We start from the raw sequence: 17,498 nt of genomic DNA, 5'->3' as shown, positions 1-17,498 counted from the left end.
CTCAAAACTACCTCGTTACTGTAAAGATCAACACAGCCAAATTCACTACCACTAAAAGCGGCTGTAAAATATTGTTCAGGCTCTGAAGTTTATCACTAGTGGCCGAACTTTTGGTAGGTTGAAGCACGATAATATCATGATTTTGCAATACCAGTTTTTTGCTTGCCAAACTGTTGATGTCATTTAGGTTAACATAAATAAGTTCAGGGTTTGCCCGGTCGCCACGAATAATTTTTAATGTTTTCGGATCGGCAGTTTTGGTAATTCCTCCCGCTTCGCCGATAATATCGATGAGCGTGGTATTATCCCGTTCTAGTAAAAAGTTGCCTTGTTTACTAAATTCGCCCAATAGTGTCACCTTTAAATTCACCACAGACAATTCAATGATGGGGTCTTTCAACAATTTGTTTTTATAGAGGTCCTGAATTTTAATAGCCGCTTCTCTTCTGGTTAAACCGATTACTTCTACCTTACCAATGGCCGGTAAATTAACCATTCCATCTAAATCTACAGGATAGGAAAGTACGTTATTGATTCCGCCGGAGGCGCTGCTTTGTCGGCTATTGCTACTTGCTGCCGAACCTGTTGTATTGCCTGTTGCACCGAATTCGAAGTTTTGTACGTTGCGGATAGCCAGTTGGTCGTTCACTTTTATTTTATAATAGGCATCACTAATGCCCTGATCGTTCACTACATAAACCTGTTTGATGGTATCTGTAACGATATCGCTCGGCGCATTAAATAAGGTGCGTTCTTTACGCACACCACACGAACTCAAAACGGCAAGAATAGAAATTATAGCAATAAAAAGGAAGTATTTCTTGATGTGAATGAAAATCATAAAAGGCGGAGACAAGGTTTGGTTTATTAAGAAACAAAAATACTTTTTAATATATGAAATCGAAAATTTATAAAATGGGGGGGGAAGGCATATGGAAATTAAACGTTTAATCACTAAGACTTAGAAAAATAAAATTTTGACATATGTCAATTATTAAAGTGGTAACCAAGCGTTTATTTTATTGGTTAGCCGTATCTTTGTGTACCCCTATTGTTGAAGCACACCCCTTGGAAGTAATAAAATTATTATTATGAAGAGGTTGTTTTTAATGTTTGTCGTTTTCTTTTGTTCGCATTTTCTTGTAAAGGCTCAATCAAGTACTGCTACGGGTTGTCTTCTTCCGAATAACATCATTTATACTGATGATTACACGTTCACAAACTATTTTAAAACATCATCAATAAATACTCTTCCTACTAATAGATGTAGCTGGACCCCTGTTACAGGTCCAACATGTTACGTTTCAGCTAGTAGATCATTTGATGTTTTTGGCTGCTTTTGTTATGTCTATGCAAGTCCCCAAACAGGATTTAGTGGAACGTTTACTGCTAGCACAATTGGTTGCCCACTTGATGATTATGTATTGTTTTTAATATTGCCAATAGGTATTTTGGGTATCTTTTATCTGCGTAAGCACACAACAATTAAATTTGAAGAAGCATTGACTTTATAGTCTTTCCCCAGCGGCAATCCATTCAAACGTTTAATTAACTATATACTCATATTTAACTACCAAAAACTCTTTTTTTGTATGATTAAATAGATTTATTCGCGTTTTTAAAAATACGCAGTTATTTTTGAGGTGGAATTTGCTCGTTTCCAATTCTGCTTATGAAATACTTATCAAATTTAATTTTAATAATATTTTTTGTTTTTGCGTTTGAGTTTTCTTATTCGGCGACTGGTTGTAGGGTGTTATCTGGCCCTACCCCTGGCGTATATTACACATTAGTCAGTGGAACTAATTATAATTGTAGTTATTATGGAACGTTGGCCCAGTGTCAAGCAGGATTATCAGGTTCTAACAGTTATGCAAATATTACCAATCCTCTGCCTGGCACAGTCTGCAGAGCTTGCGCAGGAACGAACGGTGTCTATCAGTTTCCAGGAACTATCGTAACTTACGATAGGTTGAACTGTCCGTTGGATAGCCATATTTATTGGCTCATTTTTCCGTTTTGCGTATTTTCATTTATTTATTATCGTAGGAGATATTTACAAGATTATGTTTAATACTACTAATACCATTCACACCAAGATGCAACTTAGTCGTAGCGTCTCGCTAAGACTTATCTTTGTACCCTTTATTGTAATGTAGGCATCCCAGTTACTTTACCCATCTAGTCGTAGCGTCACGCTAAGACTCATCACTAGTTATTTATAGCTATTGTAATGTAGGTATCCCATTTGTCATACTATTAGTTTATGTAATCCGCCCCAAATTTACGCATTTAGTCCCAAGCGATAAGCTTGCACCAGCTTGAAATCAACTTGCAATTCTCCAAGCCAATTAACATGGCAAGATTTGTAACTTCTGCCTTTTCTAACCAAGGATCTCGCACATGATTTATCAGTGTCATGTTAATCCACAATTTCTCTTGTTCATTTTGTTCATGACATTTGTCAAATGATCATGTCAGCTTTTTCTCTTAATTTTTCGTTTGCTAATAATCTCCTAGTTAGCTTTTTAAATCACAACTCACCTTTTTTCAATATCAGAGGAGGTTTTTGTTAAAAGTACACTTATTACCTTGTAATTATTCCAAACTTGTATTCCTAGAAAGGCTACGAATTTAGGTTTATGCAATTTTTATTTCTGATTTAAATTTTCATATTCGCGGCGTTTTGTAGTTTTTATGCTACTAAATAACCTTATATTTTGTTCCGTTTATGAAAGCTCCATTCCTATTACCCTTTTTATTTTTCTATTTTTTTACAGTTGCAGGTCTAGCAGAAACGAAAGTCGGATGCTTAATTGACGGTGGACCCGGTATTATATATTTAGATGCATTTTCCGGATCAACAAAATTTTATAGTAATGGTAATTATAGGGTTTACAATAGAAATGGACAAAAAAAATTTAAAGTCTATAATCCACCAGTAAATTGCCTTGAATATTCACCGGGTGAGCTAAGGTTGCATAGCGAGGTAGGATTTGCTACTTCATGTTGGGTAAACGATATTAAAAATCCGGACGATAATGATAGTAATGTGAGTTATGGCTCATGGGTTGAATTTGATGTAAGAACGAATTGCGTAGCTTCAAATTTGCCAATTGACGATTACATTCCATTACTCTTGGCGATTTTTGCAGGCTTGGGGTTTTTATTTATCCGTCGGCAAATTACATTGAGTTATCTCACATAATGATGGATATCTAGAAGCATATTGAATGAAATGAACGTATGTTCACGGATGGGATTGATGTAATTTCGTGTACATCAGCGCTAGCAATATGTTTATCAAGACATGTCTTTATTTCATAATATTCTTATTTATAGCAAATTTGTCCAAAGCCCAAACTGGTTGTCTGGTTTCATCAAATAATACCACCTATACCGTGCAGGACGACCGAGGTATTATAAATGCGGTTTTAGCTCTTGTTTTTGGAGGTAATCCTGTCTATCAGGCCAATCCAAATGAGCCTGGTACAACAGCCTGCATAGCAAATTCTCAAATTAAATGGATTGCGACATCGCAGAACTGCACAGTGTGTCCTTTTGGATACAGTACCAATGTTTTAGGAATTATAACAGGATGTTCAACTGCTACTTATAATGGAAAAATAGCAAATCGAACGGTTGTTAATTGCCCCCTTGATGATTACTCCTGGGCTTTCGGTGCATCTGCAGCCGCGTTAGGTATCTTCGTGATTAGGAAAAGAAAAATATAGTTTTCTATCTAATTTCAGTTTCTTTATTTTCCTATATATTTCCTATCTTCCTGCAATGATTAACACCACTGCTTATGAAGAAGTTAGGTTTAATCATCCCGCTCTTAATAACTATCTCCATCCCAAACAAAATATTTGCTGAATATGGATGTCTCGTACCGGGGTATCCGGAGCTTCTTATTTATCAAACTGCCCCACCTGGAGGTGCTTTTTCTAATGTTCCAAACATACAACCAGATGCAAACTGTCAATGGTTATTAGATGCTTCTCAGCCATCATTAGGTTGTGTTGGTCATGGTAGGGGTGGTATTAAAGGTACATATTATCAGCAGTGCCCAATCGATGATTATATCCCGCTATTATTTATCTTTACGGCTGGCATTGCTTTCTTTCAGATCAGAAAAAGGCAAGCTTCTTTAAAAGATGAAAATCTCCATCATTACCGTAGTTTATAATGCAGAACCATACATTAAAGATTGTATCGAATCCGTAATCAATCAATCTTATAAACCTATTGAGTATATCATTATTGATGGTGGCTCTACGGATCAAACCCTAAACATCATCGAAAAGTACAAGCAGAATGTTACCCATCTGGTTTCCGAAAAAGACCAAGGACTTTATGATGCCATTAATAAGGGAATAAAACTGGCTTCAGGAGAGGTGATTGGACTGCTCAATGCTGATGATATGTTGGTCGGAAGTCATGTGGTCGCAGCGATTGCAAAGGCTTTTGCCGCCCAGCCAGTTACTCAGGCAGTTTACGGAGATTTAAATTATATCACAGCAGATAAAAGAAAAATTGTGAGGCAGTGGCGTTCTCACCAGGCCGATTCTAAGGATATCGAAAAAGGCTGGATGCCCGCTCATCCCACATTGTATCTCAAACGAGAACTATTTAAGCCGTATGGAAATTATGCCCTCGATATGGGAACGGCTGCAGATTATGATTTGATTTTAAGGTTTTTCCATACAGACAAGTTGAAAGCTGTTTATCTTCCACTATTGATGGTAAATATGCGCACAGGTGGCGTAAGCAATAGAAATGCTTCAAGTTTGCTACATGCATTAAAAAATGATTATAAAGCTTTACTGCGAAATAAAATTCCAAATCCAGTTTGGGTTTTGCTAAGGAAAAAGCTTAGTAAGTTGAAGCAGTTTTAATAATTATCATTCTCAATTTTTTTGTAATGCTATTTGATTGTAGTGGCATTAAGATTCCCGCCTTCGCGAGAATGACGACTGCTGATAGGGCTATTCATCTTAACAATGAGGAGAGTAGATTGCCACAGCCGATGAAAAATCGGCTTAGCAATGACGTCATTTTTGAAAAAAAAAGATAGAATGCTTCGGCCGATCTTCTCCACTTCGCAAATTGCTGAGAGCGGTAATCTTAGCCCACCAGTTTTGACTTATGTCAAGTTAATTGGCTAATCACCAATGCAAAATCAACATCATTCCCTATATTTGTTCAAACCGTTCCCGTTTTGTTTACAGATTTAATTGTTGCACATCCTATCGTCTTTTACGGCGCCATTGCCTTATTGGCATTTGCGATGGTATTATTAAGTACTCCATCCATCATTTTCACTTCGTTGAAGTACAAACTGTTCGATACAAATGATTTACACCGAAAAAACCATAATTTAAGTATATCCCGTTTAGGCGGTTTGGCAATTGTGGCCAGTTTTACGATTAGCACCTTACTATTTTCGGCCATAATAAATTTTAAGGAAGCAAACTACTTAATAGTTTCTTGTATTATTTTATCGGCCCTGGGTTTAAAAGATGATGTTTATGGCACTAACACCAGTACGAAATTTATCCTACAGTTGTTGGTAGCTGGCATTTTGGTGTTTTTTGGTAATTTTCGGTTAAGTAGTTTATATGGCGTATTGAATATTTTCAATATGAATATGATGTGGGGAGGCCTGTTTTCCATTGTTTTGATTATATTCCTGAACAATGCTTTTAATCTCATAGATGGAATTGATGGTTTGGCGGGTTCAATCGGGATACTGGCAGGCCTGTCTTTTGGGATTGCCTTCGCTACTGCCAATCAAATACCTTATGCATTTATCTCCTTCGCTCTTACCGGGGCAATAGCTGGGTTTTTGAAGTTCAACTGGTATCCGGCGAAGATTTTTATGGGAGATACAGGGGCGCTGATTATCGGTTTAACTACTGCTGCGCTGGCCATAAAGTTTATAGAAATCAATAAATTTACCGGCGATAATGAACCCACGTTTTATTCTGCACCTGCCATTGCTGTTGCCATATTAATTGTGCCCATTTTCGATTCTTTGAGGGTATTTACCATTAGGATATTAAAAAGAAAATCACCATTCACTGGCGATCGTGATCATATCCATCACCGCTTGCAAAGATTGGGTTTAAAACCAAATCAAATTGTCTGGATCACGACAGTGTTAAATATTTCCATTATTGCGTGTACCATTCTACTTCAACATTTAGGTAATTTCTTGTTGATTGTGCTTTTAATCACTATCTGTGCTATTTATAATGGGGCGATCACTTGGCGGTTATCAAAGGCAATACCTGGAAAGGCGTAATTTTCAGTTACTGGTTTCACATTCAATTTTAATATCAAAATAAAGCGTATTTTTGCGCCTAAAATATTAATGTAATGAGGCTGGCGATTAATGGTTTCGGTAGAATAGGGAGAACATTTTTGCGTTTGGCATTGGCCGAGGGTTTCGATGTGGTGGCAATTAATGATTTGGCTGATGCTAAAACAATGGCACATTTATTTAAATACGATAGTGTGCATGGGGTTCATGCAAGTGAAGTTTTTGCCAAACCAGATGCAATTGTTATCGATAAAAAAATGATCCCTGTTTTCGCAATAAAAGATGCGGACGAATTGCCGTGGTCGGCCTTGAGGGTAGATTTAGTGGTGGATTGTACAGGAAAAAACCTAAGTGTTGAGGCTGCTGAAAAACACCTTAATGCCGGAGCGAATCAGGTGCTTATTTCTGCTCCCGCTGCCGATGAAATACCGATGTTGGTTTTAGGCGTTAACGACGATCAAATAGATTTAAAAAGTCCGATTCTTTCTAATGCAAGTTGTACCACCAACAACATTGCGCCAATGATTAAGATTTTAAACGATAATTGGGGTGTAGAGGAAGGATATATCACTACCATCCATTCGATGACGGGTGATCAAAATCTGCATGATTCCAACCATAAAGATTTACGAAGGGCGAGAGCGGCTTCATCTTCCATCATTCCAACTACAACCGGGGCAGCAAAGGCGATTACCCATATTTTCCCTGAATTGGAAGGGCGTTTAGGAGGTGCAGGGATCAGAGTGCCTGTTTTAAATGGTTCACTTACTGATTTTACTTGTCTCTTAAAAAATAAAACAACCATTGAAGAAATCAACGCGGCTTTTAAACGGGCTTCTGAAAACGAACTTAAAGGAATTTTGGAGTATACGGAAGATCCGATTGTTTCGGTAGATATTATTGATAATCCAAACTCCTGTACTTTTGATTCTTTGCTCACTTCGATAGTGGGCGACATGGTGAAGGTGGTAGGCTGGTACGATAATGAGTATGGCTACAGCAGCAGGTTGATTGATGTGGTAAAGAAGATTAAATCTTTACGAGATTCAGCATAAGGTTTCAGACTCTTAGCCAAACTCCAGCATTTTTTATTATTTCTTTTAACGCTTATTCTACTAACATCGATGCATTTTCATCAGAAAAAGCCACCAATATTTGCATTGATTAAGAGATTGAGAAATTTGCATAGGAGTAAGGCGAGATGATTTTGAAATTCCATTTTACAACCACAGGTTTTGAAAAATGGTTGCCATTCCGTTGATAAAATTATATCTTCGAAATCGTTGTCTTTCTAATCCCGGAAAAGAAAACTTTTTAGTGAAATGGCTGCTCCCACAGATCTTGACTTCCTTATTAAGGATCATATTCATATTTGTAAAGCTTCAGAGGCTTGCTTAAAACTTGAAAATCCTTACAAAGCCCAACGTTGGCCTTTTTTTGCCATCTTGTTCTCTGTTGGCGAAGATATTTCTCATTGTGTTGAAAATGAAAAAATTGCCATCCCAAGAAGTCATTTCCTATTTATTGGCCCTGATCGTTATCATGCTTTTATGGAAAGAGAGAATGAAGATCTATGGATCGTAATTTTCGATTACGGTTTCTATGCCAGAACACCTGCAGACGCTTATTTCATCCAAAATACACCTTTATTTTTCGATCAAAGTAAGATTTACCTTAGTAGCCCGTCAATAGATATTGTAGAATATGTGCGGTTGCAGCTTTTGTATATGCAAGCGCTGCTTGGCCAGTTGAACAACCCTATGGTGATTGATATCCTGCACAACGCAGTTCAGGCGATGTTGCTTCGGTCCACATTTTATCACCAGGGTTTAATCACTTCTGGTATCCAACAAAGCAATCAGGAAGATAAAAAAATCGCAACCCGTTTTCGCGAAATTCTTCATCTTAACTTTCATCAAGCCAAAAAACTCGATTTCTATGCAGATGAATTAGGGATCAGTCCGCGAAGATTGAACCAGGCGATTATCACTGTTCACGGAAGATCGGCAAAGCAGCTTACCACAGAAAAGATTTTTGAAGAAGCAAAAAGCTTACTTGGTCATAGTGCACTTACCATTAAAGAAATTAGCTACCGTCTGGGTTTCACCGAAGAAAATAATTTTAGTGCTTTTTTTACGAAACATGCCGGCTACAGTCCGAAAAAGTATCGCAATCTCCAAAATAGCCTGGCGGTTCAGTAACTGCTCATCGCACCAGCGTCACTTAAATCATGCAAATTCAATAGCAGGCTCAGCCACAAATACGATTTTGATGCTGGCCGCTTGTCTGATTAATTTTTACAAAAATGTATTTATTTTGACTGTCTATTACTACAATATTCATTTTGTTGATAATTGTCAATAACACCTTTTACTGGCTATTTTATTGATAAACAGTGTATTGACATAAAATTGTCGCTGTTTTTTATCCTGTCTGTTTTTTAATACTTTATTTGTCTTTTTTAATATTTTTTTGGAATAAAATTCGAAATACCTTTGCACTCCGTTCAGAACAGAAAGTAACTAAAAATTTACAAAGAAATTCAGGTGATTTTTGAGTGAGGGGAACACAAAAATAAAATAAAAAACAAAAAAAGCAACATAAAAGACATGAAATTAATCATCGCAACCATCGCAACCATCCTAGTATTCACTTTCCAACAAAACGCATCAGCTCAAGCTGACAATGCAACATTAAACATTCGTTTGTATCCAATACAAACCATCACGGTAAACCCTGCGCAAAAACTTGTTAACCTAGATTATAAAACAACTGCTGATTACACTAATGGTGTAAGTTCAACACAAAACGATCACCTTACCGTATATTCAACAGGTGCATTCGTAGTAAAAGTAAAATCAGCAGCTGCAACATTGCAAGGAAGTAAAGCATCGATTGATGCAAGTGATGTAACCATTACGCCAATAGCAGGTACTACTAATCAGCTTACAAACGCTGTTTACAATGCCCGTAGCTTAAGCAATAACGATCAGCCGATCATCACCAGTACTACCGGAAGTGTAAACAAAAATTTCAACATCACTTACAAAGCTGCAGGTGCTGAGAAATTTGTAGATAAATATTTCAAAACTGAAAACCCTACAGTTTACAGCACAGTAGTTACTTACACAATTGAGGCAAACTAAAAAAATATCATTCAAGGAAGGCAACGGTGGAACAATCCATTGTTGCCTTTTTTGTATATTTGCAATCCAGTCCCTGCCTTCATGAAAAGACAATTTACTCTACTTACCTTTACGGTATTGCTTTTTACTATTAAAGCATTAGCACAAACAGGTCTTTCAGTAACTCCTCCTAGGGTTTACTTTACTGTTGATAAGGGGCAATCTCAAAAGCAAATTGTGACGGTGAGTAACGTGAGCAAAACCACTTCACTGGATTTAAGCGTTTCTTTAAGCGATTGGGCATACGATATAAAAGGTAACAACAATATTTTCGAAGCAGGCTCTACCGCCGGATCTTGTGCAAACTGGGTATCGGTATTGCCATCCTCTTTTTTCTCATTGGGTCCTGGTGAGCAAAAAGATATCGAATTGCAGGTAAGTCCTCCAGCAAATCTTACGGATACACTCCCCGTGCATACTGCAATGCTTTATGTTACTCAACTCAACCCTTTTGATGATGTGAGCGAGAAGGGCGCAAATATTAAGGTCGCCATTAGAACAGGCATCAAATTGTATCAACGGTTTCCAACTACCAGGCGCCCCGATTTGGATATTGTGGGTTTCTCCATCAACAAGAAATTGCTCACTTTAAAATTCGTTAATATAGGAAACGTTTGGGCTGACGGCACAGCAACATGCGAACTACTCGAGCGTAAATCGGGGAAGAAAACCATGCTAAAAGATGTTATATTCTACTCTGTTCCTGGTAATAACCGGGAAATATTTTTCGAGCTTCCCGCCGATTTGGCAAAAGGAGAATATGTAGCATCTTCCATCCTCAACTATGGAGAAGATTCGACCGTAAAACTAGCAGAACTGGAGTTTAATCATGAATAAACTTTTCTTCTTTTGCTGCCTGTTTTTTACAGTGCTTTTTTCCATGTGCAGAGTTGATAGTTTTGCACAGGCCAGAATTGGCGCCAGCAATCAAAATTATATTTCAGTAGCCACTTCTAAAGATCAAACCTTTGGTAATGCCTACCAGGTTCAGCTCGATGTACTTGGAATTTTAAGAAACTACCCGAACTGGAGTTTGGGAATGATTCTCTTGCAACCTATTACAAACAGTGAGGGCAAAACGTTTCCTTTTAATAAGCTTAAGCTGAAGTTAAGTGCAGTTAATGGTACAACTTTTCAGCAAATAGGAAGCGGAACTACACCAATCCCTTTATCTACTCCAGGCACACAATCATTACTCATCAATTCGTCTAAATATGCATTAAGTACCGAGTGGTATGAGTTTTATAAAAGCATTGTTTTTACGGTTGATTTGGTTTTAGAAGGTGGAACTTATATGGATGCGCTAAAATCATGGCAGGCTTATTCACTCAATATCGCATTTGTACTCTTAGATAGAAATGGAAATGAGCTTGGGCGTTCCAGTGCGGTAAACGGAATGCAAATCCGCCCGGATGGCAGTTACCAATCTCCGGCAAGCTATGGAATTCAGGTGCAAGACAATGCAAGATCAGCTTTGCTCGAACTTAAAACCATGAATGATTATGCCAATGGTGCATCAGTAAGCTATGCCAATGGATTAAGCATAACAGCAGCCACGCCTTATGCCATTCAGGTAAGGATGGGCAGTGCGAATTTTAGTTCAGGCAAAAATTCGCTTCCTGTTTCTGTTGCTAACTTGAACTTAATTCCTGCAGCGGGCGGGGCTGGAGGCAGCATCACCCTTTCGGAAACTGCTCAAACCATTTTAAATGGAGGTGCAATGACGTCTTCATCACAGCCGTATCGCTATAATGTTCGTTATTTTACCAAGGCTAATGATGCCAGACTGAATAATGCTGTACCTGATTCTTACAGCGGCTTAGTGATTTACGAGATTATTCCACAGTAAATACCTCATGCTTCGATCAGTTACTAAATCCTTTCTGGTATTTTTTATTTTGACGATATTTTTGTCGACCGCCTTACATGCGCAGCAAAAAGCATTGGTCAGCATTTCTGCGGATACGCTTGTAGAACTGGGAAATGACAAACTATTATCGCTGAGTGTTAAAGTTTCTAATTCTTCTGCTTCAACTTTTGAGGGATTTATTTCTCCCATTTTGCCGCAAGGCTATAAAAAGGTTGGCGAGCCGTTGCTTAAAGTTAAAATTCCAGCTGGTGGGCATAGCTATTTTCCGGTTAAATTTCTGGTTCTGAATTCGGCCAATGCTGGCGATGCGAAAATCGTTTTCAATTTAACTGATCTTGAAGCCAGATTGCTCTCTTCTTCATCGGCAACGGTTAATCTTCCACTTGTTAGGGCTACGGCTTTGGTAGTAAGTACCCCAAGTATTTTATTAAAAAGCGTAGGCGATTCTATTATATTAAAGGTAATGGTGCGCAATGCTGGTAATCAAGTGGAAGATCTTAAACTGGTCGCAGCTTTTCCTGGCGGCGAGGGAGAAAGTAAACAAATTATCGAGCAAAATCTGTTACTTATTCCTGGGAGTGAAAAGGAAATTCAGTTTTCGAAAGTCATTACCAAACAAATTTATCAACTCAGTAGCTTTTATATTAATGTGGCGGGCCTTTACAAAAACGGAAATCTTTTCGGTAATGGTGTTGCATTTGTGCAAAATGCGGCTGGCGAGAGGCAATTTGTTTCTAGCGGTCAGGATCGTACCCTCAACCTGCTTGGTGGTACAAACCAAATTTCACTAATCGGGCAAAATTTATTTTCCGATTCTCAATCCTGGCAGCTTACCGGAGGCGGTGCCACTCAGGTTGGAAACGGGCTTCTCGCTTTCAATATTGATGCTTATCAATGGCAAAATCTATCTAATCAGCCCTTAATTACCAACACCTGGTTAAATTATGAAACCAAGAATTATGGTGCGACGGTAGGAAATATCACTGAAAATTTAGAAAGTTTTATTAATGGCAGGGGAATAAAAATCTATACCAAAAAAGAAGAAAGTAAAGAGGGTTTGGAATTTGGTGCGGTAGAGAAATCATTTAATTTGTTGGGATCAAATTTTGACTACGGTTATGCGGCTTACGCCAAGTTAAATGCTGGAAATGGTGGTGCTGGTTCGGTAGCAAGCAGCATGATTTTCGACTATTCACCACTGGATGAAACACGGTCGGTATTAACATCCAATACGGTTACACTGTTCAATCGTCAGAAATTTTCTTTCAACGCAACGGCTGGCGGCGGTTTGTCGCAAAATCTTAATGATTTAAGCGACATTAAGCCGTCATTATCATTAGGCGCAAATATGAATGGTGCGATAGGGAAGTTTAGTTTTACCAGTAATAACTTCTATTCAAGCGCTTACTATCCCGGAATTCGGCGGGGAGTAATGCAGTTTAATGAACGGATAGCCAAGTATTTCGGGAAGCAATATCTTTGGGTGGGTTTCAATTATTATAGTTTTGATCCTCAATATCAACGCGGTTTTAGCTTCTTCCAAAGGGATTATGCCTTGCAGCGATTAGAATTGGGATGGGCCAGGCCGATTGGGCAGCTAGCAAATTTCACGCTAACGCTTTCCAATGATCAGGAGAAGGCCTCGTACAATTTTTTAGGCTATGCAAAGGGAAGTCTCAATGCTATCCGCTTAAATGAATCGATAAACTGGCACAGCAGAAATTTCAAGCAAAATATATTTTTATCGTTAGAAAACGGATTCGCCAATTATTCTTCCAGAAACAATTTTCAGCTTAGGATGAATGCCAATTGGTCTCATCCGTGGTTCAATCTTAATGTATTCTATCAACGCGGAAGCTTTTTAATCGCAGAAACATTTCAGGGAGATCCCGCCGAAGATATTTCACGCTTCAGTGTGAGTCCTTCTTTCCGCCATACTATTTTAAAAGGCAAGCTCAAGCTAGAGGCTGGCATAATATTTTACCGGGATGGATTTTTTGGCAATAACACCACTTATACCGCAAGAAGCGAATTTCAAATTAGTCAGAAAAGCTCGTTTTATATTGGTAGCTATCAGTATCAATACAGCAACATGCTCACCAGGTCTACTTTCAGAAGTTTACAGGCGGGCATAACGCAAAAACTTCCAACGCCAAAGCAACACATCACGGGTAAAAAAGGCGATATGGAAGTTTTATTTTTCATTGATGAGAATCAAAATGAAATTTTTGATGCCGGGGAAATTCCTGCAAAAAATGTAAACGTACTCATCAATAGAACCTTATTTGTAGTTCCTGTAGATGGGAAAATAAAATATAACAAAGTACCCTATGGTAGCTATGTCATTAATATGCCTTTGCAAAACGGTTATCAGATCGACCCGCAGACGGTTACTGTCGATCAGAAAAAAACTATACTTGCCATACCGCTTCAGCGAAATGGAAATGTTGCCGGAATGGTAAACGTTTTATATGAAGAGAACAAAAGTGTAGAAACCGTAATTTCTCTTGCTGAAATAAATGTTTCTTTTGTTAATGATAAAGGAATTATTCGTTCGGTTAAAACTGGAGAAAAGGGCAATTATTCGATAAACCTTCCACTAGGTAATTACAAAGTTTATCCCGAAAGCAAAAACCTCCCGCTAAATACTGCTTATGTTTTGCCGCCTAAATCGATCACGGTTTCTAGTGGGCAAACCACCAAAGTAGAAACTATAACTTTAAAAGTGAAGGAAAGAAAGGTGGAGATAAAAAGGTTTAAAAACTAAAAAATCATATATCAGTTGAGGAATTGTTTTTTAGGGAATTCAACGTTTGATATATGATTTCAGATATTTTTGAACATGAATCTTCGCTCATAAGAACCAGGTACAAAGATGTAACAGTTGGAGCAATAAAAAGTTTTTTTTACATCAACCTGCTGGTTTTTTACATGAAACCAAATCGAGGTTTAGGCTAACCAATTAAACGGCAAATGAATTTTGAAATAAATCCTAATCATCTCTATAAGCAACAAGAATCAAAATATTTTTTCGAAAGATTGAATTTCAGGTTTTAATGCCAAGATTTATTGGTCTGAGTTGTCGCAGGTGTCTTAATTTTTACGTTAATTTTTAATGTGCTTTCAAATGCTTTATTAACTTTGCAAACGTTTGCGAAGCCGATTAAATATCATTTTACACTCGGAATCTGCTGCTTGCTACTCATAAGCTATGGTTAAATTTATTCTTCCGGAAGAGGTGCTGCCCTTGAGAAGTTTGGTTCTAAGAAATGGAAAACCCTTAACTGAATGTGAATTCGAGGGCGACAGAAACTACGATACCTTTCATCTCGGTTATGTAGAAAATGATGAAATCAGATCGATTGCCAGCCTAATGCGAAACGATTATTTCCCTGAAGAAGGAGAGGGTTATCAGCTCAGGGGAATGGCTACCCACCCCGGTTTTGGAGGGAGAGGCTATGGCGCTGCATTAATTAATTTTGCCGTAGAATACCTGAAAGAATATAAAACCGATTATTTATGGTGCAATGCCCGAAGCAGTGCTGCAACATTTTATAAAAAAATAGGTTTTATAAACGAGTCGCCAGAATTTGATATACCCGGAATCGGCTTCCATTATGAAATGAGACTAAAACTAAAATAAAATATAAACATGAAAACGATTGACCAATTAGATTTTAAAGATAAAAAAGCACTCATCAGAGTAGATTTTAATGTTCCCTTAGATGATGATTTTAAAATTACCGATGATAAAAGGATGCGTGCTGCTTTGCCTACCATTACCAAAATTTTAAACGATGGCGGATCGGTGGTTTTAATGTCGCACTTAGGCAGACCAAAAGATGGTCCAACTGATAAATATTCTTTAAAACATATTCTTGGCGATTTGTCTCGCATGCTCGATCTTGAGGTGAAATTCGCTGATGACTGCATTGGAGAAAGTGCCGTTAATCAAGCGAAAAATCTTTTCCCAGGAGAAGTTTTGTTGTTAGAAAATTTACGTTTCTACAAAGAAGAAGAAAAAGGTGATGTCGCTTTTGCAGAGAAGCTTTCGAAATTGGGTAATGTATATGTGAATGATGCATTCGGGACTGCGCACAGAGCACATGCGTCTACGTCGATTATTGCACAATTTTTTCCTGATGCAAAATACTTTGGTTATTTAATGGCCTCTGAAGTAGAAAATGCTGAGAAAATTTTAAATCATGCTGAACGTCCGTTCACCGCTATTATGGGTGGTGCAAAGGTTTCCGATAAAATTTTATTGATTGAAAAGTTATTGGATAAAGTTGATAACATTATTATTGGTGGTGGGATGGCTTACACTTTTGCTAAAGCGCAAGGTGGCGAGATAGGTACATCATTGTTAGAAGCTGATAAGCAAGAACTTTCTTTGGAGCTTGTAGAAAAAGCTAAAGCGAAAGGGGTTAATTTAATTCTTCCTGTTGATACCGTAATCGCTGATAAATTTGCCAACGATGCTGATAAGAAAGATGTAGATTCTGGTCAAATTCCAGCTGATTGGATGGGATTAGATATTGGTCCAAAATCTGTAGCCTTGTTTCAGGATGTAATCAAAAACTCTAAAACATTATTGTGGAATGGCCCAATGGGTGTTTTCGAAATGGAAAACTTTCAGGTAGGTACAAAAGCGGTTGCTGATGCGGTTGTGGCGGCAACAAAAAACAACGGTGCTTTCTCATTAATTGGTGGTGGCGATTCTGCTGCGGCAATTGCTAAATTCGGTTTGGAAGACGAAGTGAGTTATGTGTCAACCGGTGGTGGCGCATTGTTAGAGTATATGGAAGGTAAAGAGTTGCCAGGTGTTAAGGCAATAAACGAATAAATAGAAGTATTACCATTTATGAAAGGCTCCTCGATTCTCTCGAAGGAGCCTTTTTTGTATTCGCTCACTGAAAAGCTGTTTTTGCTAATCCAACCGCCAGCTCTACTCAGTATCAATATTTATATCGCCAGGTGTGCATAGTTTAGTTCTTGAAATTAATGTAATCGAAACACAAATTCAATAAACTAAACTGTTTAACATGAAAACGAAATTAAATTTTAAACTATTAGCCCTACTGATGGTAGTGGCATTTTGCACATTTCTAGGTTGCAAAAAAGAGATTGCACAAAAAGGATTAAAAGGTGAGCCTGGCATAGCAGGGCCTGCAGGCAGCACGGTATTAAGTGGAAATGGTGGGCCAGATGCCACATTAGGTAAACTAGGCGATTTTTATCTAGATCTAGCCGCAGGTAACTTTTACGGACCAAAAAAAGCTGAGGGATGGGGAACGCCGTTTTCTATGAAAGGGGCAGCGGGGCTAACTGGGGCTACCGGGGCAACTGGAGCAGCAGGAGCCACTGGCGCAAACGGTACTAACGGTACTAACGGCACCAATGGAGCCAACGGTGCGCCAGGAAGTAAAATCTTAAATGGAACAGTTACGCCAGCTGCCGATTTAGGTGCAGTGGGCGACTATTACCTGGATAAGGCAAGTTATAATTTATACGGGCCGAAAACAGAAACAGGCTGGGGTGTTGCGCTTTCACTAAAAGGAACCGCTAATGTAATTTACTCAGGCTGGAACTATGCCAAAAACTTTAGAGATACTACAATTGATGCTTCATTGCTTCGAATAGGCGATCTTATGGCGCCGGCATTAACCACATCAATTTTGAACACTGGTTCAATACAGGTTTATTTCGATTTCGGTGGAGGTGTTTATCCCTTACCATATACATCTTATGCAGGCTCAAAACTCAGTACTATCAATTATATGCCAAGATTGGGTAGGTTTACCTTTAGCCGTTTTACTACAGATAATAGCAGATCAATACCTCTTTCTTCAACGCTTCAATATCGTTATGTTATTATTCCTGGCGGTACCGCAACAGCAGTTGCCAAAGAAAATAAACTTGATATGAAAAACTATCAGGCCGTAGCCAAATTTTACGGTATCGGCAACTAGATAACAAAAAAAGGTTCGCTCTCATTTTCGCCCTGATTACATCCGTAGTCAGGGCTTTTTATTTTGTGAGGGATAAAAATGATTAGCCAATGTTTAGTCAAGCTGGTTTAGTCATTAGAAAATCGTAAGGGGATTACAGGCCCCAT

General features: G+C 38.2%; 16 protein-coding genes. 15 read left to right on the top strand and 1 reads right to left on the bottom strand.

Annotation, left to right across the window (positions count from 1 at the left end; translation table 11 throughout):
- Window positions 1-7: 7 nt before the first annotated feature.
- A complete protein-coding gene (locus ACZZZK_RS07905; protein WP_463483671.1) occupies window positions 8-841 on the bottom strand; it encodes a polysaccharide biosynthesis/export family protein in 834 nt (277 codons plus the stop codon).
- 250 nt (window positions 842-1,091) lie between these two features.
- On the opposite strand from ACZZZK_RS07905, the gene ACZZZK_RS07900 reads away from it, so the two are divergent.
- The 15 genes from ACZZZK_RS07900 to ACZZZK_RS07830 all read left to right on the top strand — a co-directional run bounded on the left by ACZZZK_RS07900 (window position 1,092) and on the right by ACZZZK_RS07830 (window position 17,352).
- Window positions 1,092-1,514 carry a hypothetical protein gene (locus ACZZZK_RS07900; protein ID WP_463483670.1) on the top strand — a complete coding sequence of 141 codons (423 nt, stop codon included), beginning with the start codon at window positions 1,092-1,094 and terminating at the stop codon, window positions 1,512-1,514.
- A gap of 1,217 nt (window positions 1,515-2,731) precedes the next feature.
- A complete protein-coding gene (locus tag ACZZZK_RS07895; protein WP_463483669.1) occupies window positions 2,732-3,208 on the top strand; it encodes a hypothetical protein in 477 nt (158 codons plus the stop codon).
- A gap of 139 nt (window positions 3,209-3,347) precedes the next feature.
- Window positions 3,348-3,734, top strand: coding sequence for a hypothetical protein (locus tag ACZZZK_RS07890; protein ID WP_463483668.1), 387 nt, complete (start codon window positions 3,348-3,350; stop codon window positions 3,732-3,734).
- A gap of 74 nt (window positions 3,735-3,808) precedes the next feature.
- A complete protein-coding gene (locus ACZZZK_RS07885; RefSeq protein WP_463483667.1) occupies window positions 3,809-4,189 on the top strand; it encodes a hypothetical protein in 381 nt (126 codons plus the stop codon).
- A complete protein-coding gene (locus ACZZZK_RS07880) occupies window positions 4,158-4,898 on the top strand; it encodes a glycosyltransferase family 2 protein (protein ID WP_463483666.1) in 741 nt (246 codons plus the stop codon). The genes ACZZZK_RS07885 and ACZZZK_RS07880 overlap by 32 nt, the downstream gene beginning before the upstream one ends.
- A 323-nt stretch (window positions 4,899-5,221) precedes the next feature.
- On the top strand, window positions 5,222-6,307 hold the full coding sequence (locus tag ACZZZK_RS07875) for an MraY family glycosyltransferase (protein ID WP_463483665.1): 1,086 nt from the start codon (window positions 5,222-5,224) through the stop codon (window positions 6,305-6,307).
- A 74-nt stretch (window positions 6,308-6,381) separates the two neighbouring features.
- A complete protein-coding gene (gap, locus tag ACZZZK_RS07870; RefSeq protein ID WP_463483664.1) occupies window positions 6,382-7,380 on the top strand; it encodes a type I glyceraldehyde-3-phosphate dehydrogenase in 999 nt (332 codons plus the stop codon).
- A gap of 267 nt (window positions 7,381-7,647) precedes the next feature.
- Window positions 7,648-8,526 carry a helix-turn-helix domain-containing protein gene (locus ACZZZK_RS07865; RefSeq protein ID WP_463483663.1) on the top strand — a complete coding sequence of 293 codons (879 nt, stop codon included), beginning with the start codon at window positions 7,648-7,650 and terminating at the stop codon, window positions 8,524-8,526.
- A 408-nt stretch (window positions 8,527-8,934) separates the two neighbouring features.
- A complete protein-coding gene (locus ACZZZK_RS07860; RefSeq protein WP_463483662.1) occupies window positions 8,935-9,471 on the top strand; it encodes a hypothetical protein in 537 nt (178 codons plus the stop codon).
- An 81-nt stretch (window positions 9,472-9,552) separates the two neighbouring features.
- Window positions 9,553-10,347 (top strand): fimbrial biogenesis chaperone, encoded by a 795-nt coding sequence (locus tag ACZZZK_RS07855; protein ID WP_463483661.1) that lies wholly within the window; start codon window positions 9,553-9,555, stop codon window positions 10,345-10,347.
- Window positions 10,340-11,359 (top strand): hypothetical protein, encoded by a 1,020-nt coding sequence (locus ACZZZK_RS07850; protein WP_463483660.1) that lies wholly within the window; start codon window positions 10,340-10,342, stop codon window positions 11,357-11,359. Before ACZZZK_RS07855 ends, ACZZZK_RS07850 begins: the two co-directional genes overlap by 8 nt.
- A gap of 61 nt (window positions 11,360-11,420) precedes the next feature.
- Complete coding sequence (locus ACZZZK_RS07845) at window positions 11,421-14,147, top strand: hypothetical protein (protein ID WP_463483659.1); 2,727 nt, start codon at window positions 11,421-11,423, stop codon at window positions 14,145-14,147.
- 444 nt (window positions 14,148-14,591) lie between these two features.
- Window positions 14,592-15,023 carry a GNAT family N-acetyltransferase gene (locus tag ACZZZK_RS07840; RefSeq protein ID WP_463483658.1) on the top strand — a complete coding sequence of 144 codons (432 nt, stop codon included), beginning with the start codon at window positions 14,592-14,594 and terminating at the stop codon, window positions 15,021-15,023.
- Between the two features lie 9 nt (window positions 15,024-15,032).
- Window positions 15,033-16,226: a phosphoglycerate kinase gene (locus ACZZZK_RS07835; RefSeq protein ID WP_463483657.1), complete on the top strand. Its 1,194-nt coding sequence runs from the start codon at window positions 15,033-15,035 to the stop codon at window positions 16,224-16,226.
- A 199-nt stretch (window positions 16,227-16,425) separates the two neighbouring features.
- Window positions 16,426-17,352 carry a hypothetical protein gene (locus ACZZZK_RS07830; protein ID WP_463483656.1) on the top strand — a complete coding sequence of 309 codons (927 nt, stop codon included), beginning with the start codon at window positions 16,426-16,428 and terminating at the stop codon, window positions 17,350-17,352.
- Window positions 17,353-17,498: the final 146 nt, after the last annotated feature.

Source organism: Pedobacter sp. AC163, from assembly GCF_979258665.1.
The sequence above is the reverse complement of the archived record's forward strand: the minus strand, read 5'-3'. Positions and strand labels throughout refer to the sequence as shown.

Coding starts and splice junctions, on each gene's coding strand:
- ACZZZK_RS07850 (WP_463483660.1), top strand. CDS start 10,340: ATGAATAAACTTTTCTTCTTTTGCTGCCTGTTTTTTACAGTGCTTTTT.
- ACZZZK_RS07900 (WP_463483670.1), top strand. CDS start 1,092: ATGAAGAGGTTGTTTTTAATGTTTGTCGTTTTCTTTTGTTCGCATTTT.
- ACZZZK_RS07865 (WP_463483663.1), top strand. CDS start 7,648: ATGGCTGCTCCCACAGATCTTGACTTCCTTATTAAGGATCATATTCAT.
- ACZZZK_RS07855 (WP_463483661.1), top strand. CDS start 9,553: ATGAAAAGACAATTTACTCTACTTACCTTTACGGTATTGCTTTTTACT.
- ACZZZK_RS07840 (WP_463483658.1), top strand. CDS start 14,592: ATGGTTAAATTTATTCTTCCGGAAGAGGTGCTGCCCTTGAGAAGTTTG.
- ACZZZK_RS07835 (WP_463483657.1), top strand. CDS start 15,033: ATGAAAACGATTGACCAATTAGATTTTAAAGATAAAAAAGCACTCATC.
- ACZZZK_RS07860 (WP_463483662.1), top strand. CDS start 8,935: ATGAAATTAATCATCGCAACCATCGCAACCATCCTAGTATTCACTTTC.
- ACZZZK_RS07895 (WP_463483669.1), top strand. CDS start 2,732: ATGAAAGCTCCATTCCTATTACCCTTTTTATTTTTCTATTTTTTTACA.
- ACZZZK_RS07880 (WP_463483666.1), top strand. CDS start 4,158: ATGAAAATCTCCATCATTACCGTAGTTTATAATGCAGAACCATACATT.
- ACZZZK_RS07885 (WP_463483667.1), top strand. CDS start 3,809: ATGAAGAAGTTAGGTTTAATCATCCCGCTCTTAATAACTATCTCCATC.
- ACZZZK_RS07905 (WP_463483671.1), bottom strand. CDS start 841: ATGATTTTCATTCACATCAAGAAATACTTCCTTTTTATTGCTATAATT.
- gap (WP_463483664.1), top strand. CDS start 6,382: ATGAGGCTGGCGATTAATGGTTTCGGTAGAATAGGGAGAACATTTTTG.
- ACZZZK_RS07830 (WP_463483656.1), top strand. CDS start 16,426: ATGAAAACGAAATTAAATTTTAAACTATTAGCCCTACTGATGGTAGTG.